The sequence below is a fragment of the Vibrio crassostreae genome (assembly GCF_024347415.1).
Lineage (GTDB): Bacteria > Pseudomonadota > Gammaproteobacteria > Enterobacterales > Vibrionaceae > Vibrio > Vibrio crassostreae.
The window spans coordinates 1,906,812-1,932,873 of sequence record NZ_AP025476.1 but is presented as its reverse complement, the minus strand read 5'-3'; the positions used below and the strand labels follow the sequence as shown (position 1 = coordinate 1,932,873).

The 26,062-nt window shown below is 41.7% G+C and carries 18 protein-coding genes; 12 read left to right on the top strand and 6 right to left on the bottom strand.

The window, feature by feature from the left end:
• Nucleotides 1–511 precede the first annotated feature (511 nt).
• Nucleotides 512–2,632: an ATP-dependent nuclease gene (locus OC193_RS08680; protein WP_048662946.1), complete on the top strand. Its 2,121-nt coding sequence runs from the start codon at nucleotides 512–514 to the stop codon at nucleotides 2,630–2,632.
• A gap of 29 nt (nucleotides 2,633–2,661) precedes the next feature.
• Nucleotides 2,662–4,380, top strand: a complete 1,719-nt coding sequence (locus tag OC193_RS08675) for a UvrD-helicase domain-containing protein (RefSeq protein WP_230682692.1) — start codon at nucleotides 2,662–2,664, stop codon at nucleotides 4,378–4,380.
• 101 nt (nucleotides 4,381–4,481) lie between these two features.
• Here the strand turns inward: OC193_RS08675 and OC193_RS08670 are convergent, their stop codons facing one another.
• Complete coding sequence (locus tag OC193_RS08670) at nucleotides 4,482–5,048, bottom strand: hypothetical protein (RefSeq protein WP_048662944.1); 567 nt, start codon at nucleotides 5,046–5,048, stop codon at nucleotides 4,482–4,484.
• A gap of 554 nt (nucleotides 5,049–5,602) precedes the next feature.
• On the opposite strand from OC193_RS08670, the gene OC193_RS08665 reads away from it, so the two are divergent.
• Complete coding sequence (locus OC193_RS08665) at nucleotides 5,603–6,904, top strand: hypothetical protein (RefSeq protein ID WP_048662943.1); 1,302 nt, start codon at nucleotides 5,603–5,605, stop codon at nucleotides 6,902–6,904.
• A 433-nt stretch (nucleotides 6,905–7,337) separates the two neighbouring features.
• The gene (locus OC193_RS08660) at nucleotides 7,338–8,159 is read left to right on the top strand and encodes a hypothetical protein (RefSeq protein ID WP_048662942.1); all 822 of its coding nucleotides are present in this window, start codon (nucleotides 7,338–7,340) and stop codon (nucleotides 8,157–8,159) included.
• A 576-nt stretch (nucleotides 8,160–8,735) separates the two neighbouring features.
• On the opposite strand, the gene OC193_RS08655 is transcribed toward OC193_RS08660, so the two are convergent.
• Entirely contained in the window at nucleotides 8,736–9,770 is a 1,035-nt protein-coding gene (locus OC193_RS08655; protein WP_048662941.1) for a hypothetical protein, read from the bottom strand.
• Between the two features lie 1,467 nt (nucleotides 9,771–11,237).
• On the opposite strand from OC193_RS08655, the gene OC193_RS08650 reads away from it, so the two are divergent.
• Both OC193_RS08650 and OC193_RS08645 read left to right on the top strand, forming a co-directional pair.
• Nucleotides 11,238–12,350 (top strand): OmpA family protein, encoded by a 1,113-nt coding sequence (locus OC193_RS08650; RefSeq protein ID WP_048662939.1) that lies wholly within the window; start codon nucleotides 11,238–11,240, stop codon nucleotides 12,348–12,350.
• Nucleotide 12,351: 1 nt separating this feature from the next.
• A complete protein-coding gene (locus OC193_RS08645) occupies nucleotides 12,352–14,658 on the top strand; it encodes an Ig-like domain-containing protein (protein ID WP_048669395.1) in 2,307 nt (768 codons plus the stop codon).
• Nucleotides 14,659–15,151: 493 nt separating this feature from the next.
• On the opposite strand, the gene OC193_RS08640 is transcribed toward OC193_RS08645, so the two are convergent.
• Nucleotides 15,152–15,379 carry a hypothetical protein gene (locus OC193_RS08640; RefSeq protein ID WP_017099084.1) on the bottom strand — a complete coding sequence of 76 codons (228 nt, stop codon included), beginning with the start codon at nucleotides 15,377–15,379 and terminating at the stop codon, nucleotides 15,152–15,154.
• A 617-nt stretch (nucleotides 15,380–15,996) separates the two neighbouring features.
• Here OC193_RS08640 and OC193_RS08635 point away from each other — a divergent pair.
• From OC193_RS08635 to gnd, 5 genes are all read left to right on the top strand, one after another.
• Entirely contained in the window at nucleotides 15,997–17,649 is a 1,653-nt protein-coding gene (locus tag OC193_RS08635) for an ATP-binding protein (protein ID WP_048659459.1), read from the top strand.
• 68 nt (nucleotides 17,650–17,717) lie between these two features.
• Nucleotides 17,718–18,413, top strand: a complete 696-nt coding sequence (locus OC193_RS08630; RefSeq protein WP_019820707.1) for a response regulator — start codon at nucleotides 17,718–17,720, stop codon at nucleotides 18,411–18,413.
• Between the two features lie 410 nt (nucleotides 18,414–18,823).
• Entirely contained in the window at nucleotides 18,824–20,326 is a 1,503-nt protein-coding gene (zwf, locus tag OC193_RS08625) for a glucose-6-phosphate dehydrogenase (protein ID WP_029405316.1), read from the top strand.
• The gene (gene pgl, locus OC193_RS08620) at nucleotides 20,323–21,039 is read left to right on the top strand and encodes a 6-phosphogluconolactonase (protein WP_048662936.1); all 717 of its coding nucleotides are present in this window, start codon (nucleotides 20,323–20,325) and stop codon (nucleotides 21,037–21,039) included. Before zwf ends, pgl begins: the two co-directional genes overlap by 4 nt.
• A 29-nt stretch (nucleotides 21,040–21,068) precedes the next feature.
• On the top strand, nucleotides 21,069–22,517 hold the full coding sequence (gene gnd / locus OC193_RS08615) for a decarboxylating NADP(+)-dependent phosphogluconate dehydrogenase (RefSeq protein WP_004733587.1): 1,449 nt from the start codon (nucleotides 21,069–21,071) through the stop codon (nucleotides 22,515–22,517).
• 132 nt (nucleotides 22,518–22,649) lie between these two features.
• On the opposite strand, the gene OC193_RS08610 is transcribed toward gnd, so the two are convergent.
• Nucleotides 22,650–23,810 carry an HD-GYP domain-containing protein gene (locus OC193_RS08610; RefSeq protein ID WP_048659455.1) on the bottom strand — a complete coding sequence of 387 codons (1,161 nt, stop codon included), beginning with the start codon at nucleotides 23,808–23,810 and terminating at the stop codon, nucleotides 22,650–22,652.
• Between the two features lie 430 nt (nucleotides 23,811–24,240).
• On the opposite strand from OC193_RS08610, the gene OC193_RS08605 reads away from it, so the two are divergent.
• The gene (locus OC193_RS08605) at nucleotides 24,241–24,654 is read left to right on the top strand and encodes a VF530 family protein (protein ID WP_010438513.1); all 414 of its coding nucleotides are present in this window, start codon (nucleotides 24,241–24,243) and stop codon (nucleotides 24,652–24,654) included.
• A 146-nt stretch (nucleotides 24,655–24,800) separates the two neighbouring features.
• On the opposite strand, the gene OC193_RS08600 is transcribed toward OC193_RS08605, so the two are convergent.
• Nucleotides 24,801–24,992, bottom strand: coding sequence for a hypothetical protein (locus OC193_RS08600; RefSeq protein ID WP_048662934.1), 192 nt, complete (start codon nucleotides 24,990–24,992; stop codon nucleotides 24,801–24,803).
• A 270-nt stretch (nucleotides 24,993–25,262) separates the two neighbouring features.
• Nucleotides 25,263–26,021 carry a sulfite exporter TauE/SafE family protein gene (locus tag OC193_RS08595; protein ID WP_048662932.1) on the bottom strand — a complete coding sequence of 253 codons (759 nt, stop codon included), beginning with the start codon at nucleotides 26,019–26,021 and terminating at the stop codon, nucleotides 25,263–25,265.
• Nucleotides 26,022–26,062 lie beyond the last annotated feature (41 nt).

Genomic DNA, 26,062 nt, shown 5'->3' with positions numbered 1-26,062 from the left:
ATCACACATCGCAAGTTGCGATGCGCAAGTTGCGATGTGGAGTGAAAACTAGAGGTACCTATCATCGTAACTCAGAGATACCCCAATGCTTCAGGAGCCACAGTAAAACCATAGGATTAGCTAATGAACAATTACCGAGGAATCCTCAGTAGTTGCAGAGTTTGCAACAACCCCTACATGGCCAAATTGTCCAACAACCTGTTGGACAAATTTTAATACCTAAATTTTGCAAGAGGGTCTTGCAAAAATGCGAAACAAGTTGTTTCGTAAATCGTCTTTGCCCCATTTCCACTTAGAGCCATTAATCAAAACAATCCTGAGCATCATATTTAGACAAACTTTCCTAATGATTCAATCTGGTGCAGGTTACATACTGATATGGTCGGCATGTGCCTACTGATACGGTGGTGATTCAAAAATGCGATAAATCGAGCCTCGTCACACGTACAGTAGCTAAAGTAGTTTATTATCGCTTAATTCGAAAAAAGCCAATCTTTAGAGCTTAATACTCATGTATATCAGTCAGTTGTCCATTGTTAATTTCAAGAACTTTGAACGTTCAAACTTTTACTTCGAAAAAGACTCAGTTAATACAGTTATTGGAGAAAATGCGTCTGGTAAAACAAACGTATTCCAAGCTATGCGTCTTATTCTAGATGACTCCTTACCAGCAAATTCAAAGTTTCTAAGTGCCGATGATTTCCATCGTGGAATCGGCGAGCCATTTGGGCATTGGGTCGTAATAACTCTGCACTTTGAAGGGTTGACTGATTCTGAAGAGCAGCAAGTTTTGTCGAACTATATCTTGAATGATGAAGGCAAAAAAGTTGACTCTTCTAATGGTACATACTCGTTTATTTATCGCCCTAAGTTTTCTATAAGACAAGATCTGTATGAGCTAACTTGTAAGCACGATGACAAGATTGCACGCTCTGAAGCAATCCAAGGCTATCTAAAATCAAAGGCAATTACACGCGATACGTATGAGCCAGTCGCTTTCGTTAGAACTAAGCTCGATTTCACCGATGATAATACGTATAAGGCTACGGTAGGCGACTTTGATGAGTATAAGTTCCCTGACCCAAGCAAAGAAAGTGAAGCTACATTCGGTAATAAGAAACCACCGTATTTCTCATTGTTAAATGAAGTTGCTTGTACATACGTCAAAGCATTGAGAAATGTTGTCGCAGACCTTCGCTACTATAAAACGAATCCACTGTATAAGTTACTAACCCTAAAAAGCAAAGAGATTGAAGATGATAAGAGTGTTGTAGACGACATTATTGATATAAACAACAAGATATCGTCGATCCCTGAGATAAAAGCCCTGAGTGAAGATATATCCAGTTCTTTAGTTAGTACGATAGGGTCTACGTATTCTCCGAAGATCAGAGTGTCATCCCAACTACCTGAAGATTTTGTAGAGTTAGTTCAATCATTAGGCTTGGTCGTTGAAGATTCGTTGGACTACCAAGGTACTGGAAGAATTGAAGACCTCAGCTTGGGTGGAGCGAATTTAATATACTTGGCTTTAAAACTCTACGAATATGAGGTAATCAGAGATAGTGATGATCACATCACACACTTTTTGATGATTGAGGAGCCTGAAGCTCATATACATACGCACATTCAAAAAACGCTCTTTGAGAACTTCAACTTCAAAAACACTCAGGTATTTGTATCCACCCATTCAACTCAGATTAGCTCTGTGTCAAAGATTTCATCTATGAACATTTTGTCGAGAAAGCAGACAAAAACAGAGGTGTATCTACCTTCCAATATGCTAGAAAGGGACAATATTCAATGTATTGAGCGTTATTTAGATGCAGTGAGGAGCGACATACTCTTTGCAAAAAGTGTGATTTTAGTCGAAGGAGATGCTGAGCTAATCCTCATACCAGCGCTTGTTAAATCTACTCTTGGAGTAAGTTTAGATGAGATGGGGGTTAGTCTGATAAAGATGGACGGTACAGTTTTCAAACACATATCTGACCTTTTCCATAAGGAACGAATAAGGAATTATTGTGCAATTCTTACAGATCTAGACGAAGCTTTTGTAACCGAAACCAATGATACATTCGCCACTGACGACTTTGTGAAGTCTCAAATGAATGCAGATAAGTCGGGGAAGGAACGAAAAGAAGCCTTAGATGAATATGTAGAGGATAATCCATATGTTAAAGCATTTTATGCACAGAATACCTTTGAAACAGAATTGGTAAAACTTACTCAAAACTTTGATTTATTTACAAAACTTATGGATTCTAACTATAAAAAAGGCAAGCGACTGACTAGTGTTAAGAGCGAAATCAAAGATAAGGATCTGCGTGTTAGATATAACCGTGCTCTTAAGTTTGCTAAGAAGATTGGCAAGGGGTGGTTGGCTACGCAAATGGCAGGGCACACACAAATTAATAATCTGCTACCTGATTATATTTTACGATCGATTAAGTTCTCTCTTACTGGAAAAAACTTGGACGATATATTGTTGAAAATGATGGCGTTTAATCTCGAGGAAATGAATGCGGAGGAAAAAGCTGCAATCAACGAAGTAGATACTTTTGACGAGAAACTGAAGGTGTATAAATCTTTCTATGATGGTGATACTTTTGTGAGGTTTGTCGAAATATAATGCCATATCGAAACCTAACTCTAGAGCAAATGGATGCAGTTACTTACGTTGACGATATGCTACTTTCTGCCTGCCCTGGCTCAGGCAAGACCAAAACTCTGGTTTCTAAGCTTTATCATATCTTAGATAACTCTGACGATTTGTTAATAGGTAAGCGTAAAGTAGTAGCTATCACTTATACAAACATCGCAGCAGATACTATCACTGAAAGGTTGCTTTCATACGGAGTAGAAAGTAACTCTTTATGGGTGGGAACCATACACGCCTTTTGCCTTCAATGGATTGTTAGACCCAATATTAATAATATACCTCGTTTATGTGGCGGGTTTGTGGTCATCGATGAGCACGAACGAGAAGCCAAGTTAGTAGAGCTAAAAATACACTACAAGAAAAAAGGTTATGACCAGATAGTTACTTCACTTAACTGCGATTATGAACCCGTGTATAAAAAAGGCTCGGTTGAGTATAAGATCGTAATTGATTACCATCGTTATTTGGCCACTAACGGTTACATAGACTTTGACCTAATTCTCAACATCAGCTACCGATTACTTGTCGCCAATCCACAGATAGCACGCCGTTTAGCAAAACTTTTATACCACGTTCTAGTCGACGAATATCAGGATACGTCGGCGATGCAGTATGAGATTCTCAAGCTAATTATTTCTCACAAACAAACTAAACTCACTATGATTGGGGATAAAGAGCAGGCTATTTACACGGGATTAGGGGCTGTAGTAAAAGGTAAGAAAGAACTAGAACATTTTTTTGATCTAGATAAGGGAATAGAAGAGAAGCGCCTTACTGGTTGTTTTCGTAGCAGTCAAAAAGTCATCAACCACTATCTTAGGTATCAAGATGCTGGTTATGAGGTTAGTGCTCTATCTGAACTTAAGGAATTCCCGTCGGTGGTTCACTTAGAGTCTACTGTTGATAAAACTCAATTGCCTGAGTATGTCAAAGGTATTATTGAGACTCATTTAGCGCAGGGAATTGAAGGGCAAGATATAGCAGTAGTTTGTCCTAGTTGGTTCGATGTGATGGCATTATCTACAGGAATTGATGCACTAGCGAAATCCTTCGACATTGATGGTTTTTTGATTTCACCAATTCCAAAGAATCAAGACAACCTATGGCTTCCATTGATTCGGTTAGTGTTGCTTAAAGTTAATATGAATAACTTTGTTAAGCGTCGTAGGTTGGCTATCGAACTATCCGATAAATTGTATGATGCGGGTTCTACTCAGGATAGAATTGACCCAAGAGTGCTACTAAAAACGGTTAATTCCATATCGCTCAATATGAATAGTGAAATTGAACCTTGGATAGAGCTAGTTATTGAGAAAGCTTGCGAAAATCTGGAGATTGATCTTTATGAGACGACTGAAGCTTGTAAAGCTAAACAAAGCATACTAAGTGCTACTACGGAACGAATGGCTAAGTATGGGATGGATTACAAGGCATCAGACTTGAGCAGATTCTTTTCATCTTCGAATGGAGTAAAAATCACTACATGCCATTCAACGAAAGGGGATGAATATGACGTTGTTATCTGTACAGGCCTGCTTAATGGTAAAGTCCCGCATTGGAATGACATTATCGACTGTAGTAGGTCACATCAGAACTATGTTGCGAGAAGATTACTTTATGTGATTTCGTCTAGAGCGAGGAAGCACTTGTATCTAATTTCTGAAAGTGGGCACAAAACGACCAATGGAAACCCTTACCGACCAACCAGTCAGCTTTAAGGATAAGAACTGGCTTGGCAAAGTAGCTCTTAAATGATTATCTCCTTACTCTCATGGTAAGCAGTTTCTCTTTAGGAGGATATTTAAACTCGATAGTGCAGCTAAATTGCCTTTTTTGTATACGATACGATCAATGCGTAGGTTTTTCTATACGACTGTTTTTCTTGGATCTGTATCGAAACATTTAGATTTCTATTTTTTATTTCAAATTCTTGCAAGATACGACTGCTCCCATTGTCATCTTTTATCCATTCTTTTTTATGATTAGGTATGGATAACTCAATCGATGAGCCATATTTTTTTTCTAAGTTAGAAAAAACTCCTTGTGCTAATTCTAAAGTCATATTTTCCCAAATATCCATATAAAATCCTACTTGGTTATTTGAAATAAGGGTTTTTCTTGTTACTGCATGACTGCCTAGAAGCATGTCTTTGTTAGATTGGCTATCATCATTGACTACTAAATCTATAGTACTAACAGCGATATCCAAACTTATATCGGCATTAAGTAGAACTTCGGGATCCTGTGTCATTAAGCTTATTATATCTATACTTTTAGGTTCATTAATGCCAAAAAGCTTATTTATATCCCCATTACGAATAGCCATAGTCAAAGCAATAGATATCAATAAAACTGGACCGATAATTTTCTTAAAGTTTATGTACATTAAATTAACCCTAAATGTTAAGTTACTATATTTATGGTTCATCGTACTATATAAAGTGTGCTGATGGTGTAACTTTTGGTGTTCGGTACCAGAAAAACTGTACACCTTGCTAAGTCATATGGGACAGGAACGTCGTTGGGCGCAGATGGTCAATTTAACGTAATTGACCATCTGCATACCGAAACTAATCTTTTTGCTAGCGCTACTTTACTCATCGCACTAGCTTTGCCATACCTGTAGTTATTGGTGGTTTTCTAATTTAGCAAACGCACTGGCACATTTATGTCCATCAATGAGTCAGTGTGTCTCCGCTGACTCGAGTTTTCCCCATTGCTTACTTAGAGTAAAAACGCTCAGTTACCCCGTATAATCGTCTTTGGCTTACCAAAAGTTATTTATTTTCTAACTTTGTTTGTAAACCCGCGTGTAAAAGTCCTTCCTTATGTTCATAAAATTTCGACTTTATAACGCAAAATTAGACAGATACTCATCACTTTGCATTGTACTTCTTTTTATGGGATGCTATTCCAGATTTCAGTAATATTGGAAAAGGTATGGTATCCACAAAAAAAAACTTACTTAGTAAAGTGATAGCATCTAGATTAACTGATTTTAATACTGACGATTTGCATCGATTGATAGAAAGGTATGAAATACAGAAAACATCCTTAACTATTTCAAAGGCATACGAGTTTGCCATTAAATTAATCTCTCAAATTACTCTTACGGCTTTGTCGGAGCAGGGTGTTAAGAACGGTGCGAAGAAGCAACCTATCATTGGCGCAAAACTAGGCTGTTATTACTTTCTAGGTGTAGCTCATCGTCTTTCATCTATTGCGGGCCTCACCGATACCGATCTAAGGAAACTAAGAGAGGCAATCTATATTGCTAACGCGATAATCAATGATTCATTTAGAACTGGAGTACAGTTCCGTCTGCCTGCTGACATTCGTAGTGGTGAAGTGTCTTTTCAATATGATGATAAAAAGTTTAATGTTACGTTTGAGCCATTAAAAATTGGAGGAATGCTTCAAGCTGTACAAATTGCTGATGACGCTTATGGCCTTGGCTGCAACACTGGTGTCGCGATAATAACTAATAAAATAGTACCTGATTATAAGTTGTTTATAGAGGCATTTAATCACTTTTTGGATTGCTATCGAGTTGCTATAAATTCAGAGTGGGTTAACAACATCAGTATCAGAGCTTTTCCTGCAATAAAGCTGGATTATTTCATAGGTAATCAGCTAGTAAATTCAGGCCAGTACTTGTACCCGAGTGCTGTGTTGCTTGGTCAGCCACGAAATCCAACAATTGAAACGAGTGCTATTCAGCGAGAATTAGACTCACCAACGACTGAGATATGGAGAAGATCATACTTAGACTCAAAGTTGGCTTATGAGTTGGGGAAATACGATCGTGCAATTCTTGATATAAACCGAGCGTTGGAAAGCTTTATTGAAATCGAAGCACCAAAATATTTATTACAAAATGGCGTATCTCAAGATGAAGTGGATGAGTTTTTTCGAGGCAGAAATTACGATGTTCTGAATGATTTTTATAAGGACTTGATCTCCGAAGAAGATTTTAATCAGAAGTTAAATTCAGATAAAACTTTCCGCAGTCAACCTAGTGTTAATGCGACGGTTAAACGGTGTAATAAAGCGAAGAGATTAGATTTGGTTCCAAATAAATCAGACGGTCATAATCTAAGAAAGTTAAATAGTTTAATTTATAAGATTCGTAATCACCGTAATGATATAGCTCATGGGAGAGATTTCGATAAAGTCTCATTGAAGTCTCACTTTCCTTTAGCTCTATCGTCATTTGAGGGATTTATAGAGTTATGGACTTAATGAAAAAATCCTTCAGTTAGAGCTTATACCTTTTTCCATTCACGGATAAGAAAGGGGTTAGTAGCTGAGTAAGTTTGGCCACTTGATTGGTGATTTTCAATACCTGAAATTATCCGTGAGATGCTAGTTTAGTAAAACCACTAACAAGGCTTTGTCCAAAAAACTCTCAGGTTGAATTTTACCCGTGGCATTTTCTAACTAGAAATTGCCCCAAAATGCTTTAGATAGACTTGTTAGTATCAACTAGCGAGTGGCGAAATGGTTCACTTTCCCTAGCTCAAATTCAATCCAGTAGTACGAATTATTGTTAGATTCTAACGGTTGTTTCTTTGGTACATCTTTCTACCTTCGTTACAAGTCACCGATTTATCTTGCGTGTTGTGCTAAATGTAAACCTGAATTAAAACATTAGGGCAATCACAAGGAATGAATAATGAGTGACGAAATTGATATCACCAAAGATAACAAGCTTCCTGAAAGCGGAAAAGTATCCAAAGTAACTCGTGGCGTGTTATCAGCAGTTGGCGGAGCTATACCTATAGCTGGCGGTATTTTCTCAGCAATCACTGGTGCTTGGTCTGAACATGAACAAGATAAGGTAAACCGCTTCTTCAACCATTGGGTTCGGATGCTAGAAGATGAGCTTAAAGAAAAAGAAGAAACTATAATCGGAATTATGGGAAGGCTAGATCTGCAAGATGAAACAATTTCGGAACGAGTCGAAAGTCGCGCCTATCAATCACTGGTAAAGAAAACGTTCAGGGAGTGGTCCTGCGCTGAAAGTGAAGAGAAGCGCGAATACATCCGTAATATTCTTGCAAATGCGGCAAGTTGTCAGGTCTCCAGTGACGATGTTGTACGAATGTTTATTGACTGGATTAACCTCTATTCAGAAATGCATTTTCAAGTTATTGGTGCAATCTATAATAGTGATGGGATCACTAGAGGCGAGATCTGGAGAAAAATTGGTAAGGGCCAAGTTCGTGAAGACTCAGCAGACGCTGATCTATACAAACTTTTATTTAGGGATCTCAGTACTGGTAGCATAATTCGCCAATATAAAGAAAGAGACTACATGGGGAATGTAATAACTAAAACGCCACAAAGACGTCCGAAAGGTAGTGGGCCTAAACCACCTGTATCCGCTTTTGATGAACACGAGGGTTATGAACTTACAGCGCTAGGTAAGCAATTTATACACTACGCTATGACTGATCTGCCAATGAAGATTGAGTTCAATACCAAACCGCAGTAAAAGCCTATCAAGGTCAAACAGAGCGACCCAGCCCCGAGTTGCTCTATTTTTTAGCCCCCCAATTTGCTAATTAACAAATAGGGCCTATAGGTGGTGGTGCTTTAGATATTCTACGGCTACCTACATATACTAATATTTGATTTAAAGCTAATTCAGCCTCTTGTCTGTAGCTACTACCAAACCCTTTCACATCCTGTTCAACCGACGCTAACGTTCATTATGATTCGATAGGGGCATTACTGTAAAAACAAGCCCAATCATCGAAAAATCATCAACCTGGGCTGCTAGATTTCTGCTGTCGCAGGCCTTTCAATATCTATATAGAAATTGAAAGGCTCACTTTTATGATCATTCTGATCCTAAAAGGAGAGAACACTTCCAACTCGAAAACCGACAGATTCCTACACAAGTTCAGAAAAAGTATCCGCTATACTTGAAGAGCCAAGCCGTAATGGAAAGCAACAGCATGAATAAATCAGCGTGCGACATTTACGTATGGCTACACGTGAACGATATGCGTTTCAACGTCATTTTTCCTATTGTTCATATAGGCTTGTCTGGAAGCTTAGAAGGTATCTATTTATGCTTCTTAGTTGTGGGAGTTGCTTTCTTGTGATGATACTCCTTAAACCAAACATTTAGACCATGGTTTGAAAGAAGATCTACTGACGACATTCCCAGCATCCTTAACTCTAATCCCTTTTGCTTATCCTGCTTTAAGTTTTTTGCTGAATTTTCGGTTCCTACAATACTAAATCCAAAGTTTAACATTTCTTTGCTGTTATCAATTGAAACAGTAGGTATCATAATTTCGACTATATTTGGATTGATAAGTAATGTTGATATGATTTTTTCCAAAACGAAGTCAAACCATGCGCGACTAAAGTGAAGAATAGGGCGCATCATCATGATTAATGGCTCTGTTATTTCTGCGTTTGATGTCATTAACTTTTCTTGTATAGGTATTATATCCTCACCTCCATTCAAAAGACTGTTAGCGACGACAGCCCTTCTACTAAAAGGAACCAAAACCCATCCACTATGAGCAAGCAATTCTCCTTGCCTACTTTTACAAGTTAAAAGCGTCATAACTCCAACTTTTTGCAAATGTATCTTTTCGTTAGATGATTTTCTTGGCAAATTTTCAATGTGTAAAAACTTCCTAAGGCTTGTTTGTATCTTCTCTGTGTCCGGAAATGGGTCGTCTCGACCATGTTTAGTAAAAACAGGATAGTCTTCCGAATTGTATGAAAATAACGCCCAATAATCGTTAAAGTAATGATTATAAGATAGAAACCGATTAAAAGCTTTTACTTCTACCAACGATGGTTTGAATGATGTAGTAATATAAAAATCAAAAATATTTTCTTTGAAAAATATGAGTATCTTCAATATCTTTCTTATGACTGGGACATTAACATTACACTCCCAACGACTATATGTGACTACACTCAAATCTTTAAATTCATCATCTAATAATGATAACTGTACAGTCATCTCTTGTTGGTTATATTTGAACTTTTTACGGTTTCTCAATAAATATTCAGAAAATTTCATTATATCTATACCTCCCTCAAATTGTTCCAAAACTAGCTTAATAAAATACTTCATTCATAATCTTTCCTCAGCCACAAGTATGCTTACTTTTGACCACCTCTTTAACTTGTCAATCGCTCACGTCTACAATTTCTTCTATTGACACAAACCAATGAAAGTATAGATGTTGACGATCAGAACGCTCAATTCAGTTCAATTCTCTCTTCTATTAAAATGTTTAATTGTATTGCGTTGCCTTTCCTGTCCTATCATAGACAGAAATTGCCGGTTGTAACATAGCCTAAACACAGCGCGTAAGATTAAAAAAAACTTGATATCGAAACCGAAACGACACTAATTTAGGCTCTTCCTTTTTGAATTTTAATAACAAATTGAAATAAATTTTATTTCAATTGTTATTTTACTTGTGACATTCCTTGTTATGATCTTATCAGTAGAATGATTGAAAGAAAATTGTTTGATTATGAAATTCTCACGCGTAGTAGAAGGCAGCACAGAAGGTGACTTGATTTGATAGTAATTAATCAACTTCTATACGTCTTTGACAAGTGTATGAGAGTCTTACAAAATTGGCTCGTAATTTGATGGGATGTAGATTTGGGTCAAGCTCTAAATTGGGTCAATGAAAATACGAACTTTTTGCTTTCTGGCTTAGGTGTTTTCCTATTGATCGTTGATATTGTAATAGGTATCGGTTACTTCGTCTTTAGGTATAAAGTGCCTTTTAATAAAGCAACGATGAGGAGTATTAGGGTTGATGATGGTGAAAAATCTAACAAATTGTAGCCATCTGTACTTTCGGATGCTGAAACGTTGCTTCTATTATTTAATTAGTGATTTTCACTTATTTACATTCCCAATAAATGAATTTATACGCTAAAGCACAATATACAAAACCTAATAAGGAGTGCTGATATAGTCAGATAAGAAATCTTCAATTGATTTTATTAATTTAATGAAACAGCATAATAAATCAAGGGCCTAGTTACTGAAAAAGAACTAATGCCAATTAATGTTGGTTTTTTTTGTAATTGGGGTTCTGGTAAGTCAACAATACTAGAATTAACCAAAAACTCCCTTGAGAAAGATAGTAAAAAGTACATTTAAACACACTTCGAGGCATAGATGTTTGAAGGTTTTGATGACGCTAAAGCAGCGCGGCTTGAAACAATTATCTCTGAACTGCTTAAAGAAGCAAAAAAACGGAAGACAATAAAGGGCTAGTCGAGAAGCAACAGATTTTTCGAAGCGTGTAGACAAAATACGACTTTTGGAAATGTTGGCTGAAGGAGGAGTTGCGCTATTTTGGCGTTTTATTCAAATTGACTAGTGCTTAAAACATAACACCTCTTTGAAATAGCTTAAGTTATCATCATGGTGACGGGTTCTGTGTTTTCTAAAACCAGAGTAAATAAATTTTACTGACTTTGCTTAACGACGATGACGCCAGTTCCAATCTGACGTGTCCTCCATGGATGGAATAATGAAAACGATTAACAATAAAAGCACATAGGTATTATTATGAAACTAGCGTTTCCATATTTGTTTGCCGTCATCGGTGTGGCGTTGGGAACGCCCGTTCAGGCCGAACTTTCATCGCCCTCCGGCGATGCTGACTTAACATCAGAAACGGCCTCCTCGCTTCCTCCTTACCAAAATGGTCATTTCTACTTAGGTGGTCGTGTCGGCTGGACCGCGTATCAAGATGCGTGCGGTGACGATGCGCTAGATTGTACGGATGACACCATGGGTTTTGGTGCCTATGGCGGTTATCAATTCAATCATTGGTTCGCACTGGAAGGTGGCATAACGTCTTATGGCTCACCAAGCGCACACTATAATGCAGGAAAAGTGGGCGCCGACGTCTATGGTGGCGAAATTGCCATGAAACTCAGCCTACCACTCACGGAGCGTTGGGATGTCTTCACTCGCCTCGGCGGTGCCTACCAATCCATTGAGAAAGATTTCTCTCCAATGCCAGACGACATAGACAGCCATCAGTGGAATGTGATGGCGTCCGTGGGCATGAGCTATCGTCTCTCTCAACGTTGGTCGCTGCGCGGTGAATACCAGTTCATCGACGGCATTGGCGATAATGATGTCGACCAAGCCGATTTGCATTTCACCTCGCTTGGGCTAACGTACCACTTTGGTCAACTGGCTCCTGTGGTTAATAGACCACCGACGACTGAAACGCCACCAGTGGTTCCGCCTCGCTACGTTACGGTCGACAAGCCATTGTCCTTGAATGCCGAGTCTTTATTTGGCTTTGATTCATCCAAGCTGCAAAGTCATGCGTCACTCGACTTGTTGGTTGACCAACTTCAATCCTACCCAGACGACACCATTCGTATCGAGGGCCACACTGATGCCTCCGGTCGCGAAGATTACAATCAACGCCTATCTGAGCGCCGAGCACAGACTGTCGCAAACTATCTAACGGATAACGGTATCGACACCTCACGCCTCACTGTGATTAGTATGGGGGAAAGCCACCCTGTTGCACCAAATGACACCAAAGAAGGTCGAGCAATGAACCGCCGTGTGGAAGTTTTGTTTGACACCACCATTCACGAAACACAGCAAGTCATCGACAACACGCCGACGATGAACGAATCAACAGAGGGGAAATAACATGAAGCGATTATTGGTCTATGCCCTCTCGTTATGCACGGTATTATTGGCCGGGTGTAATAACGGAAATGATGGACTACTGGATGTACCCGGAGGTTGGTCACATAAAGCGGAGTCACTCGCGGTGACCCCCAAAACTGCCGATATCCCTGTGGGATTGACGCAACAGTTGCAAGCTGACGCGATATTAGAAAACGGTCAAATTGTTCGTGTCACCACCGACAGCTTCCTTACCTGGTCATCCAGTGACGATACCGTCGCATTTATCGATGAGCAAGGTTTGGTGACAGGCCTCACCACCGGCACAGTCACCATTATCGCACTGGGTACCAATAATGATGGGACCACCATCTCTGATACAGCGACCATCACCGTCTCCGATGCGATGGCGGTATCACTCACCGTCACACCAAAGACCAAAACGTTGGTGAAAGGCTTAACGCAAGCTTATCGTGCGGACGTATTAATGTCTGACGGTCGCGTAATTGACGTCACCACCAATACAGCGTTAACGTGGTCGAGCACCAAAGTGGGTGTGGCCACCATCAGCAATGGCACCGATAAAGGCTTAGCGCAATCCGTCGACAGAGGCACGACCACCGTCAAGGCAGAAGGAACGGTTAATGGCGTCACTTTGTCTGACACCGCGACCCTAACGGTCAGCGATACCACCGTCGCTCGATTGGAAGTCACTCCGGTCAGCGCATCAGTACCGGTTGGACTAGAACAACAGTTCACAGCAGAAGTGGTAATGACCGACAATACCACTCAAGATGTGACTGAGCTTGCCACATGGAGCTCAGATAGCCCAAGCACCGCACTAGTCAGCGATGATGTAGGCACCAAAGGGATAGCGACGGGTAAAGGCGTAAGCCCAGCGAACGCCCCTGCCACCATCTCCGCATCGATTGATGTCGAGGGGACGACATACACCGACAGTGGCACCCTCACTATTACCGATGCCGTTGTCACAGAATTTCACGTGACACCTGAAACGGCTTCGATACCTAACGGTTTAAGTCAAGACTTCATCGCAAAAGTAACGCTGTCAAATGGACGCGTCCTTGACGTCACCTCTAATGCTAACGTGAGTTGGACGTCATCGAACAATAACACCGCCAGTGTCAGTAATGACACGGCGACAAAAGGGAAAGCGACAGGCCATGCAGTGGGTGGTCCAGTGACTATCACTGCAACAGGCATCGTGAACGGTCAAACATATCAAGATAGCGCACAATTAACGGTTACTAATGCGACAGTGTCGAGCCTTCAAGTGACTCCATCAATTGAAAGTACTCCCATCGGACTGTCTAAGCAGTTCACTGCAACGGCAACGATGTCCGATAGCACAATAATAGATGTGACTGAAAGCGTCGATTGGATGACTGATGATTCAGACATCGCCACCATCAGCAACATTCTCGGCAGCAAAGGAAAAACCAAAGGAGAATCTGAAGGCACTGTTGTTGTAACAGCTATGGACAGTCTTACGTCGATATCAGCTATAGCCGAACTGACGGTAACACCCACAGTTCTCACCTCTTTACAAGTTACCCCATCATCAGCGAGCATAACAAAGGGACTAACACAGCAATTTATTGCAACAGCATTTTTTTCGGATAGCAGCCATCAAGATGTCACTACCGACCCTGCAGTAAGTTGGACTTCTTCAAATCCAACAAATGTTACTGTGGCGAATACGGGGGCTGCAACAGGCAATGAAACTGGAGGTCCTTTCTCAATTACAGCTACTAAAATCACTTCGGAAGGTGAGCCTATTAGCGACTCAGCTCAAATAACGGTTACCGACGCTTTAGATAATTACTATTATATTATTCAAGTCGGTGAAAAAGAGATAACAGATACTAGTGACCCGTCATATTGGCAATCGCGTCCAGTAGGGATAACTGACTACCCTAAAATAATTCCACAAATGTTCAATGAATACCCAATCAGTGTCTGGGCATATAAGGTTGAAGTAAGGGACAGTACATTAATCTCAAGAACACCAATGGCTTGTACATTTGAAATTCCTGAAACATTTCCTCTATTTAAAGTGGATGATGGAAGTAGTGATGCCTCTGATATCACAGGTGATGCCTTCGCATTTAAATATGGCGGTATAAACGGAGGAACGGTTGAAACAGAACATTACAAGGAAGTGGCCATTCTTTTGCGTGACTATCTTACCAATGACTTAACGAAGCGAGACGTGAAAATAAGAGGGAAAGCGACATGCGGAGAAGGGGAACAGAAAATTGAAATTCCTTGGTTAACTCGAACCATATGGGCTGGTCGTTCCGAATAATAATTCCGCGCCCAACAACGGAAACACGTTAATGTATTGCTCTTACACTGACAGGGTAGATGATGTAGATAAACTCGCTGTAAGATAATGGTTTTTGCATTTTAAATTCAGTCGAAAACTATTTCGAGCGACATAAAACCGTAAAATAGTCACCATATCATGCTTAATGCGGTGAGCCGTTGTCCCCAAATATCACACAATTGATGAATTCTAAGCACGCACATTGAAAACCCACCGGCTATGCCGGTGGGTTTTCATGCGAGCGTTAGGATTGACTTTTTAACATCATTTACCTAAATACGCTGTTAAGTCTCAATGGACAAAAAGCGTACACACAATTATACATAGTGTGTACGCTTATAGACCTTACCATAAGCTTTGTCTGTCAAGACTTGTAACTCACTCGTAGGTTAAAATACATACTTTTCACTCTATACTCTCTGTAGCGTGCTCTTTAAGTCCAGTATAGAAGTGTTTTACAAAATGAAGCGGCTTATTTAAAGCTAGGACAATGGTGATCGGCGCGCCATACCAATTGTCTTGAACCTTGCATTGTTTGTAATAAATCTCTACCTGACATTTGCGGGAATGCTAACAACACCTTGAGATCGGGAGGGGAGGTGCCATCTTTCTCATAGGCTCTTACGTGAGTAAAAGTCGATTGTAAGTGTTTGAACAGCATAGTCTTAGTAAGACAAATTCCAAAGTTATCGCGTTTCATTGCCTGGTTTCCTTTTCAACAATGTTTATACGTTATGTTTTTTATCCTGTTTCTATTGGACGTTGCCACTGATCGATACTTCCTGCTCATCAATGCTTTGTTATTGGGTGCTGCTTTTATCCGTCACCTCATCGTTGTCTGGCTAGCCGAGTGTGAAATAGCGATGGATGAATAGGGGAGAATACTTAATCCGTTTGTCCATCACTCGTAACGGCGAGCGAGTAACTTTTACTTATCGATACGTCCAGTGAGTGAAGAGTTGTTGCCTTTCTGTTAACCGAAATTCCGGCTTAAAGCGCTGTCTTAAAATTGCAACGTATAGCTTGGCAACAATAAACTCCTTCATATGCAACCATTATAATTGTATTTATTTTAAACAACCTAAAAAACACCTAAAAGCTTAGTGATCTAGCTCAATATTTATTCGTTTATTTTGGTTTTTAAGCTAATCCGTTCTAAAAATGAACGATTAATCGAAATGAACAACGTAAAGGATTATCAATTAACAATCTGCTCAATTATTTAGTTGAGTAGCAGTCACAAATTCACGTCCCTAGAAAGGTCATGCGATTAACTTGGTGTTAACATTGATCGTCTAACACTAGGGACGGTGGAATATGAAATGGAGCAGTATCAGTTTCCGTAAAAGGTTACTGATTATCATGACGGTCACTGGCCTCGTTGAACTTTTGATTCTTGCAGCGGCTGGTTTTTATTACATCAAACAATCTCAAGAGCAAGAGATGGGTTTGAAAGCGTTAGGTGTTGCTGAATTTCTATCTGAATCGCCGCTTGTCACCAGCATTATTCAAGAAAATGGAACGTTGGATCCTAATGGCGTTCGCTACGTTCTGTCTGAAGAAACCCAAGTTAAGTTTCGTAACCTTACTCAGCTCATTGGCGCAGCGTTTATCGTTGTGGGAGATGATAAAGGTATCCGCCTGATTCACCCTTATGATGACAGGCTCGGTAAACCCATGCGTGGTGGCGATAACCAAAAAGCGTTGGTATTGGGTGAGTCTTATGTGTCGACAGCCAAAGGGTCGCTTGGTTTTTCAGTTCGTGGTAAATCCGCGGTAAAAGACACCCAAGGTACCGTTATTGGTGTGGTGTCAGTTGGTTACTTATTGGATTCTTTGCAAGATCGAATCGAACCTTACTTAGCCTTTTTGATTGTGATGGCGTTGCTGGTGGTTGCGGTCAATGCTTTGATTTCGAGCTATGTATCTCGTCGTTTTCAGCGCGCTATTTTAGGCTTTGAGCCTGAAGAGATAGGCCGACTGTATGTTGAGTTAGATGTAACCATGAGTACCGTGAAAGAGGGTATTCTGAGTATCGATAAGCACGGCATTTTACGGTCAATTAATAAGAGTGCCTGCGATATTTTATCGATAGACAGAGATAAAGCACTCAATCAACAGCGCCTTTCTGACGTATTGCCCGGTAGTGATTTAGAGCAACTGCTATCAACAGGCGATACCGACCACGACGTTGAGTTGTACTTAAACAATAAGCGAATCATTGCTAACCGAAGCCCGATTATAGTGGCTGGTGAGGTGGTCGGGGCGGTGTCCAGTTTCCGATTGCGAGACGAGATCAACGATTTAACAGACCAACTCTCACAAACTAAAGAGTATGCAGATCTACTCCGTTCACAAACCCATGAACATCAAAACAAGCTTAACACCATCAGTGGCTTGATCCAGATGGGCGAGTTGGACTCGGTACAACAACTGATTGGCCAAGAAACAGAACATTATCAAAGCCTTATCGAGTTCTTGCGTGAAACTGTTAAAGACCCGCTCATTGCAGGTATGCTCCTTGGTAAAACGGAGCGTGCGAGAGAAATTGGTTTAGAGCTCAAGGTCGAAGAAGGCTCAAGACTTGAAGCGCTGCCTAGCTGGCTGAATGCGGATGACGTTGTCACCATTCTTGGCAACCTGATCGATAACGCCTTTGACGCCACTATGACGGCTATTAAGCAAGAAGGGCAAATTGCTCCAGCTCGTCGGGTGATTGAAGTTTCAATCAGTGATTTTGGTAATGAAATTATCGTAGAAGTAGAAGATAAAGGGTGTGGTTTACCGAAAGACTTGGCCACCAAAGCACTCACCGAAAAAGGCGTATCGAGCAAAGCGAAGCAAAATCGCGGTGTAGGTTTGTATCTGATAAAGCAACTGGCAGACCGATACCAAGGGCAGCTGGAAATGGTCGACAACCACGATTTTGGTACACGAATGACGGTTTATTTACCAAAAGAAGAACAATAATAATTAAGCACGAAGTGATCTTGCGAAGATCATCGTGACGGAAAAAGCATGGTTAAAGGAAGAACTAAATGAACGCAATCACGAGAGTCATGGTCATTGAAGATGATATTGCGATTGCAGAGCTGCACCATCGTTATTTAGAACAGATGGGTGGCTTTGACGTGGTCGGCATTGCCACCACACAGTCTGAAGCGCTTATGCAATTAGACATCTTAAAGCCTGATTTGGTTTTGTTGGATGTATATCTGCCGGACGGGTGCGGGCTCGATATTCTCAATCACGTTCGCGGCAGCAATCAAGGCTGTGATGTTATCTTGATTACCGCGGCACGCGACGTCGACACTTTGCAGCAAGCAATGCGTGGCGGAGTGGTCGACTATCTACTAAAACCTGTAATGTTTCCTCGCTTGGAAGCGGCGCTGAAAAAATACCAATCACAGCAGCAAGAATTTGAAAGTGTGTCGGATTTGAACCAAGGTTTGGTTGATAAAATGCTGCAAGCCAATGCGAAAGCAGACTCGGCTAAAGTATCGACGTTACCTAAAGGAATCGATGGTGTAACGCTCGATAAGATTCGTGCGATATTTCAACAAGCTGACGCGACGAATATTACGGCTGATGAAGCGGGTGAGCGCATTGGTGCAAGCCGAACCACAGCCAGACGTTACCTAGAATTCTTGATCACGACGGGTGAGTTAGTCGCGGACTTGAATTACGGTACTGTAGGTCGCCCGGAACGCTGCTACAACAAAGCGCAAAGATAAACACGACACCATCAAAATAAATATAAAGCCAGTTGAATAAGCTGGTTTTTCCTTTCTCTCCCTTTCCCATTGCCCACTCCGCCGACCAGATACCGTTCTTTCTTGATTACAATGTTTGAGAATGCCGATTTGCTTCTCCCTCGGTCCTAATGAACTGAGCTATCGATTAGAATTTGTTCGAAATGAGTCAATATTTAATCGATTGCTTTCACAGTGGTTGATGTAAATCAAATAGTCATAGACAATACTGTCCCGAATAGAGGTGATAGCTTTCACCCTCGTTTACCAAACGCATTCTCAAATTTAATAGGCGCTTACTATTGATGTAATAGTTAAGACCTATTATCTATTTTCGTATGTCGCTGATACCTTTGGCGAATACTAAAAACCTTGTTTTTATAGGAAAGATGATGGTAATACCTGAAAACAGCAGCATCGTTATTTTTGGTGCGTCGGGAGATTTAACTTACCGTAAGTTAATTCCTGCTTTGTACCACCTGTATGCTAGCAATCAACTACCAGAATCCTTTGCGATTCTTGGAGTGAGCCGTACTGAGTACAGCGATGAGTCTTACCGTGAGAAGCTGAAGAAGTCTCTTCAGGAAATGGAAAAAACTGAGCCAGAGACGCTGAATGCATTTATTGAACATCTGCATTACCAAGCGATCAACACTTCAGATGTAGACGACTACGCTCGTTTAGCACAACGTCTAGATAAGCTTGAGCAAGACTACCAATTTGAAAACCATAACACACTGTTCTACTTGGCAACCCCGCCAAGCCTATACGGTGTTATTCCAGCAAACCTTGCTGCGCATGGCCTGAACGATGAAACGAACGGCTGGCGTCGTCTGATCATCGAGAAGCCATTTGGTTACGACTTAGCTTCTGCTCAAGCGTTAGATGAAGAGATCCATCATCACTTCCAAGAACACCAGATCTACCGTATTGACCACTACCTTGGTAAAGAAACGGTACAAAACCTTCTAGTGCTTCGTTTCTCAAACGCGATGTTTGAACCACTGTGGAACCGTAACTTTATTGAATACGTTGAAATCACAGGTGCTGAGTTCCTTGGCGTTGAAGAGCGTGGCGGATACTACGACGGTTCTGGCGCTGTTCGTGACATGTTCCAAAACCACCTGCTGCAAGTGCTAGCAATGGTGGGCATGGAGCCGCCTGCACAAATTAACGCTGATTCTATTCGTGATGAAGTGGTTAAAGTGCTTCAGTGTCTTAAGCCTCTTGAGGAAGAAGACCTGCGTAAAGATCTAGTCTTAGGTCAATACACAGCGTCTGATGTTCGCGGCCAGCATTTGCTCGGTTACCGTGAAGAGCACGGTGTAGCGGATGATTCTCGTACCGAGACTTACATCGGCTTGAAAGCTCACATCAATAACTGGCGTTGGAATGGTGTTCCTTTCTACGTACGTACAGGTAAACGCTTACCAACACGTGTGACTGAAATCGTGATTCACTTTAAGAACACGCCACACCCAGTATTTGGTCAAGATGCACCAGAGAACAAACTGATTATCCGTATCCAACCGGATGAAGGAATTCAGATGAGCTTTGGTTTGAAAGAGCCGGGCGCAGGCTTCAAAGCAAAAGAAGTGAAAATGAACTTCTCTTACTCTGACTTGCCTGAGACTCAGATGCTAACGGCTTATGAGCGTCTTCTTCTTGATGCACTGAACGGCGATGCGACTCTGTTTGCACGTACCGATGCAGTAGAAGCATGTTGGAAGTACGTTCAACCAATCTTAGACTTTAAACAAGATCCTCAAGCACTGTTTGGCTATGCTTGTGGTACTTGGGGCCCACAGGAAGCGGATGAACTTCTGCAACGCGATGGCCGCGCATGGCGTTTCCCATGCAAAAACTTAACAGACACGGATTACTGCGAACTATGATCAATCACAAGATCTTTGCAACGCCTGAACTGGTTGTTGAAAACCTAGCAAATGAAATGAAAGCATACAGCGAGCAGGGCAAACCTGTTCACATTTCACTGTCTGGTGGCAGCACGCCAAAAATGCTTTTCAAGCTTTTAGCTGAGGCGCCTTACGCGGAAGGTATTCAATGGAATAACCTTCACTTCTGGTGGGGCGACGAACGTTGCGTGGCACCAGACGACGCCGAAAGTAACTACGGTGAAGCAAACGCATTGTTGTTTACACAAGTAAACCTTCCTGCTGAAAACATCCACCGCATCCGTGGTGAAGATGAGCCAAAAGCAGAAGCAGAGCGTTTTGCAAAAGAGATGGCAGACGTGATTCCAACAGAAAACGGCACACCTGTTTTCGATTGGATCCTGCTAGGTGTTGGCGCAGACGGCCACACAGCTTCACTATTCCCGGGTGTAACTGACTACCAAGATGAGAACCTATCTGTATTAGCTTCTCACCCTGAGTCTGGTCAAATCCGCGTTTCTAAAACAGCAAAAGTTTTAGAAGCAGCAAAACGAATCAGCTACCTAGTACTGGGTGCAGGTAAAGTTGAGATCGTTAAAGAAATTCATACAACTCCTGCTTCAGAGCTGCCTTACCCGGCAGCGAAAATCCAGTCTAAAACTGGCGAAACAGAGTGGTTCCTAGATTCAAATGCAGCAAGTGCTATCGCATAAGTGCGACTAGCCGCAAGGAGATATAAATAATGAAAGGTGATATCGGTGTAATTGGCCTAGCAGTAATGGGTCAGAACCTTATCCTAAACATGAACGACCACGGCTTCAAAGTGGTGGCTCATAACCGTACTGCTGCTAAAGTAGACGAGTTTCTAGAAGGCCCAGCTAAGGGTACTAACATTGTTGGTGCTTACTCTCTAGAAGAGCTAGTTGAGAAGCTAGAAGCGCCACGTAAAGTGATGCTTATGGTTCGTGCTGGTGACGTTGTAGATACGTTCATCGACAAGCTTGTACCACTTCTAGACAAAGGCGACATCATCATTGATGGTGGTAACACTAACTTCCCAGACACTAACCGTCGTGTTGCTGCTCTTCGCGAGAAAGGCATCCACTTCATCGGTACGGGTGTTTCTGGTGGTGAAGAAGGCGCTCGTTTCGGTCCTTCTATCATGCCAGGCGGTTCTCCTGAAGCTTGGGAAGCGGTTAAGCCTATCTTCCAAGGTATCTCTGCGAAAACTGACGCAGGTGAGCCTTGTTGTGATTGGGTTGGTAACGACGGTGCTGGTCACTTCGTTAAGATGGTTCACAATGGCATCGAATACGGTGACATGCAGCTTATCACTGAAGCATACCAGTTCATGAAAGATGGCCTAGGTATGAACCACGACGAAATGCAGGCTGTATTTGCTGACTGGAACAAAACTGAGCTAGACAGCTACCTAGTAGAAATCACTGCTGACATCCTTGGCTACAAAGATGAAGACGGTGAAGCGCTTGTTGAGAAGATCCTAGACACTGCTGGCCAAAAAGGTACAGGCAAATGGACTGGTATCAACGCACTAGACATGGGTATCCCACTGACTCTAATCACTGAGTCTGTATTCTCTCGTTGCCTATCTGCACTTAAAGACCAACGTGTTGAAGCTGAAAAACTGTTCGGCAAGACTGTTGCTCCAGTTGAAGGCGACAAGCAAGAGTGGGTTGATGCAATTCGTCAGGCTCTACTTGCTTCTAAGATCATCTCTTACGCTCAAGGTTTCATGCTAATGCGTGAAGCGTCGAACGAAAACGGTTGGGATCTAAACTACGGTAACGTTGCACTTATGTGGCGTGGCGGTTGTATCATCCGTTCTGCATTCCTAGGCAACATTCGTGATGCTTACGAAGCGAACCCAGAAATTGCATTCCTAGGTTCAGATGCATACTTCAAAGGCATCCTAGACAACTGCATGGGCGCTTGGCGTAAAGTTGCAGCTAAGTCTATGGAATCTGGTATCCCAATGCCATGTATGACTTCTGCACTAACGTTCCTAGACGGCTACACTACAGCTCGTCTTCCAGCGAACCTTCTACAAGCTCAACGTGACTACTTCGGTGCTCACACTTATGAGCGCACTGACCGTCCACGTGGTGAATTCTTCCACACAAACTGGACTGGTACAGGCGGCGACACTGCTTCTACAACTTACGACGTATAATCGTTAGTTAGAATCAGTTAAGAACCTTGTTGTTCTTATCAGCTGTAAACTAGAAAACAAAAGGATGCCGATTGGCATCCTTTTTTGTAGGTTCTGAAAGAGAGTCACGTACAGTAAATTTAATACAACCCGTTAAGCGAGCGCAGCTTGTGGACTTTGCACATCATTGTATTGCTCTCGTATCGACATGAAGTAATCAAGGTTTTGCTTCAGTGCAGACACACACTCTGGATCAAACATCAGCCCTGTATGCGCTTCAATGTAGTCCATTACCTTAGATGCTGACCATGCGTGTTTGTAAGCTCGTTTACTCAGTAAAGCATCGAACACATCCGCTAGCGTGACAATTCTTGCCTCTAGTGGGATAGCTTCTCCAATGAGCGCATCTGGCAACCCAGAGCCATCAAACCGTTCATGATGGTGACGTACAATATTCTTGATGAACTGAACTTCTTCGTTACACATTGAGCTGTGGTGGGAAAGGGCAACCACGTCATCAATCATCTCTTCGCCATATATCGTGTGATTGTTCATGATGTTTCTTTCTTCTTCCGAAAAACGCTCAGTACTGAAGAGCACTTTGTCTGGGATTCGGTACTTACCTATGTCGTGAAATGGGGCATATAAGCGAATGCGGTGAACGAATTGGTGGGTAATCTCATTGTTACTGTGCGAAAGCGTACGTGCGAGTTGCTCGCTGTATTTTCCCATGCGAATCAGATGCTCCTTGGTTTCAGGATCACGTGCGTGCCCCATGTTTAGGGCGATTGCTAATGAGGACTGAAAATTTCTCTGACGTTCGAAGAGTTGCACAAACAGGTTCGAAATCGCTTGAGTGAGGTACGCGATGTCACTTTGTATTGTCTGCGTAGCAAAAAAGTCAGTGCATGATGCGTTGATGAAAACGAACCCGAGGTTACTCTCTTGGTAGTGGATTGGAGTGGTATAGCTACTTTGGTGACCAAGCTCGAGTAGATGAGAGATTTGCTTAGTCGGATTCATCAAAGAGAGGTCATCAACAATTCTTGTTTCTAATGATTCAGCCAGACGACTCAAAGCAGAGTTGGGTTTGATCTCTTGTTCGATGTAGTGATGCTTAGCGTTTTGGCACAGTGAATCTGAAACAAAATAGTTGGATGCTTTATTTTCACTGCACAGCACCACGGATAGCCGAGATAATATGGGGTAGTGTTCGCGAGCTAGCTGGAAGAGATCATCGACTATGGCGACGATGTCCTTGTCTTGGGCCGCTGCTCTACTGAAATGGGAGTAGTCAAACATGTGGCAAGCCAACCTTTATTTATAATTATGTTATTGTTTAATTGGGGGTTTTTACCGTTTCGATATTCAATAAAACCATAGCACTGTGTTATTAAAATGTAATACTGCGTACTGAAAAACTTTAATGTCATCACTAAATGTATGGTTTTTGCATATGGTTACCGTAGGTTTTGTTAAGTTGAACCAGTTTCATAACCGTTGGGGTGAAGGTTTGTTTGTAGAATATGCTTAGTCTGTATAGCGAGCTAAGGTAGGGTGTTAAGTGACCAATTCGAAATTAATTTCAAAGATAAATAGGATAACCAGTATGCTTTATGCCATCATAAAGGCATAAATAAGGGCAACGGATGTAATGCCCAAGTGATTGAGCTAGAAATGGTCAGTGATGACGGTGTTCTAGAGTAAATTCAAGGCCTTTAGTTGCCTTGAAAAAGGTAATGTTATGACTGAAGAAGAAAGAATCGAACTGCAACAAAATAACCCGCTACATGGCTTAAAGCTTGAAACCATGATCACTGAATTAGTGGATCATTATGGTTGGGAAATTTTAGATGCAGCAATGCGTATGAACTGCTTTAACACTAAGCCGACTGTGGCAAGTGCTGTTAAATACCTGAAGAAAACGGAATGGGCTCGTGAGAAGGTTGAGAACTTCTATCTTTACCGTTTCAAGCGTATGCCTAAAGCGTCGGACATTGAATACCAAATGCCTCCGCGTTCACGTACATTCCGCCATGGGCTAGAGCCTCGCGAACCAATGGAATTGACGGTAGAGTCTATCCACGCTTCACAAGCTAAAGCTGCGTCTGCATTTAAAGAGCGCCGCGGCGGTAACGGTCGTAACTTCCGTCGTTAATAAGAAGCCGTCGTTAGAAAGAGGCGTCATTAATAACGCCGTCTAATCAGCTAAAGCGATAAGCATAAAAGACAAAAGGAGCCTAAGTGCTCCTTTTTTAACGTGTGTACTTTATTCAAGCGTGTAATGCCTGCTGTACTTGAGTCTTAAGCTTCGCGGTTCTTTCTTTGATTCTTCCAAAGATCGGTGAGATAAACGATCGCACTGACCAGTAAGAATAGCGCTGACACAGAAAACAGAGCGGGCATTTTTAGGATCCACGCGAATGTGGCAGCAAGAAAAGCGACAAAGCAAATGAGTCGACTTGATGACATGACATGACCGAGTTTAATGTTCATAACGCCTCCTAATGAAGTATCACTTTCGACAGGAGAATTATCCCACCTTTGGCAAAATAAAGGCTAAAAAACAGTCTAAATTATTATCAAATTTACTAATTAAAGGACTCGTCTCACATATATAGTTATGGCTATTTTATAAGCAATAAAATAGTGAGATAGGAAATTTGAGAGTCAGTTTTTCCGCTATGTTTCCCAGTTAGAATAAAGCTCAATCTCGGGTTTAATTAACGCAAACCGGGTTGGTATAAAACCGACTTAGCATCAAACCTAGTTAGTATAGAAAAAGTAAGCGGTGATTAAGAAACTCGCGATGATCACTGTGTTACGAACATAATGTTGTGGGATGCGGCGAGAGATTTTTGCTGAGTAATAACCACCAACCAAAGTCCCCATTAAAACGGCCATGCCTGATGGCCAATCAATCGAGCCATTTACGATAAAAAACACGATTGCCGCAAGTGATGCACAAGCGGATACAAGCAGTTTGATGCCATTCATCACGTTGATGTTGGTGTAACCAGCCAAAGCCAGGTAACTCAATGTGACGATTCCTAGTCCGGCATTAAAGTATCCACCATAGATACAAACAATCAAAAGCAATAAAGCGGAAAAGAAGGCGCCAGCGCTGGTGGCGTGTTTGTGTTTTGCTGTTGCTTGTTTCAGCCATTTATTGAGCGTGCCACCAAAGGTGAAAAGCAATGCGGCAACAAGCAGTAACCAAGGTACGGATTGAGTAAACAATGCTTCTGGTGTGTGCAGCAGTAAGAAAGCACCTATGCCACCGCCAATCACACATAGAGTAATGGTCAGTTTAAGTTGTTTGGTACCAGATTGAATTTCGTGGCGCAGCGCATAAGCACCACTGATGTAGCCTGCACATGATGCAAAGGTATTGGTCGCGTTGGCTGCTATTGGTGGAACACCAGCAAACAATAGAGCAGGGAAGGTGATGAAGCTGCCTCCGCCTGCAATAGAGTTAAGCACGCCACCAATCACGCCTGACAAGAATAGAATCAACCAATCCATAGTTTTAGAATCCAATACGTTAACTGATGAGTTACCTTACT

Coding starts and splice junctions, on each gene's coding strand:
- OC193_RS08660 (WP_048662942.1), top strand. CDS start 7,338: ATGAGTGACGAAATTGATATCACCAAAGATAACAAGCTTCCTGAAAGC.
- OC193_RS08640 (WP_017099084.1), bottom strand. CDS start 15,379: ATGAAACGCGATAACTTTGGAATTTGTCTTACTAAGACTATGCTGTTC.
- OC193_RS08595 (WP_048662932.1), bottom strand. CDS start 26,021: ATGGATTGGTTGATTCTATTCTTGTCAGGCGTGATTGGTGGCGTGCTT.
- OC193_RS08665 (WP_048662943.1), top strand. CDS start 5,603: ATGGTATCCACAAAAAAAAACTTACTTAGTAAAGTGATAGCATCTAGA.
- pgl (WP_048662936.1), top strand. CDS start 20,323: ATGATCAATCACAAGATCTTTGCAACGCCTGAACTGGTTGTTGAAAAC.
- OC193_RS08675 (WP_230682692.1), top strand. CDS start 2,662: ATGGATGCAGTTACTTACGTTGACGATATGCTACTTTCTGCCTGCCCT.
- OC193_RS08635 (WP_048659459.1), top strand. CDS start 15,997: ATGAAATGGAGCAGTATCAGTTTCCGTAAAAGGTTACTGATTATCATG.
- zwf (WP_029405316.1), top strand. CDS start 18,824: ATGGTAATACCTGAAAACAGCAGCATCGTTATTTTTGGTGCGTCGGGA.
- OC193_RS08630 (WP_019820707.1), top strand. CDS start 17,718: ATGAACGCAATCACGAGAGTCATGGTCATTGAAGATGATATTGCGATT.
- OC193_RS08650 (WP_048662939.1), top strand. CDS start 11,238: ATGAAACTAGCGTTTCCATATTTGTTTGCCGTCATCGGTGTGGCGTTG.
- OC193_RS08645 (WP_048669395.1), top strand. CDS start 12,352: ATGAAGCGATTATTGGTCTATGCCCTCTCGTTATGCACGGTATTATTG.
- OC193_RS08605 (WP_010438513.1), top strand. CDS start 24,241: ATGACTGAAGAAGAAAGAATCGAACTGCAACAAAATAACCCGCTACAT.
- OC193_RS08680 (WP_048662946.1), top strand. CDS start 512: ATGTATATCAGTCAGTTGTCCATTGTTAATTTCAAGAACTTTGAACGT.
- OC193_RS08670 (WP_048662944.1), bottom strand. CDS start 5,048: ATGTACATAAACTTTAAGAAAATTATCGGTCCAGTTTTATTGATATCT.
- OC193_RS08600 (WP_048662934.1), bottom strand. CDS start 24,992: ATGAACATTAAACTCGGTCATGTCATGTCATCAAGTCGACTCATTTGC.
- gnd (WP_004733587.1), top strand. CDS start 21,069: ATGAAAGGTGATATCGGTGTAATTGGCCTAGCAGTAATGGGTCAGAAC.
- OC193_RS08655 (WP_048662941.1), bottom strand. CDS start 9,770: ATGAAGTATTTTATTAAGCTAGTTTTGGAACAATTTGAGGGAGGTATA.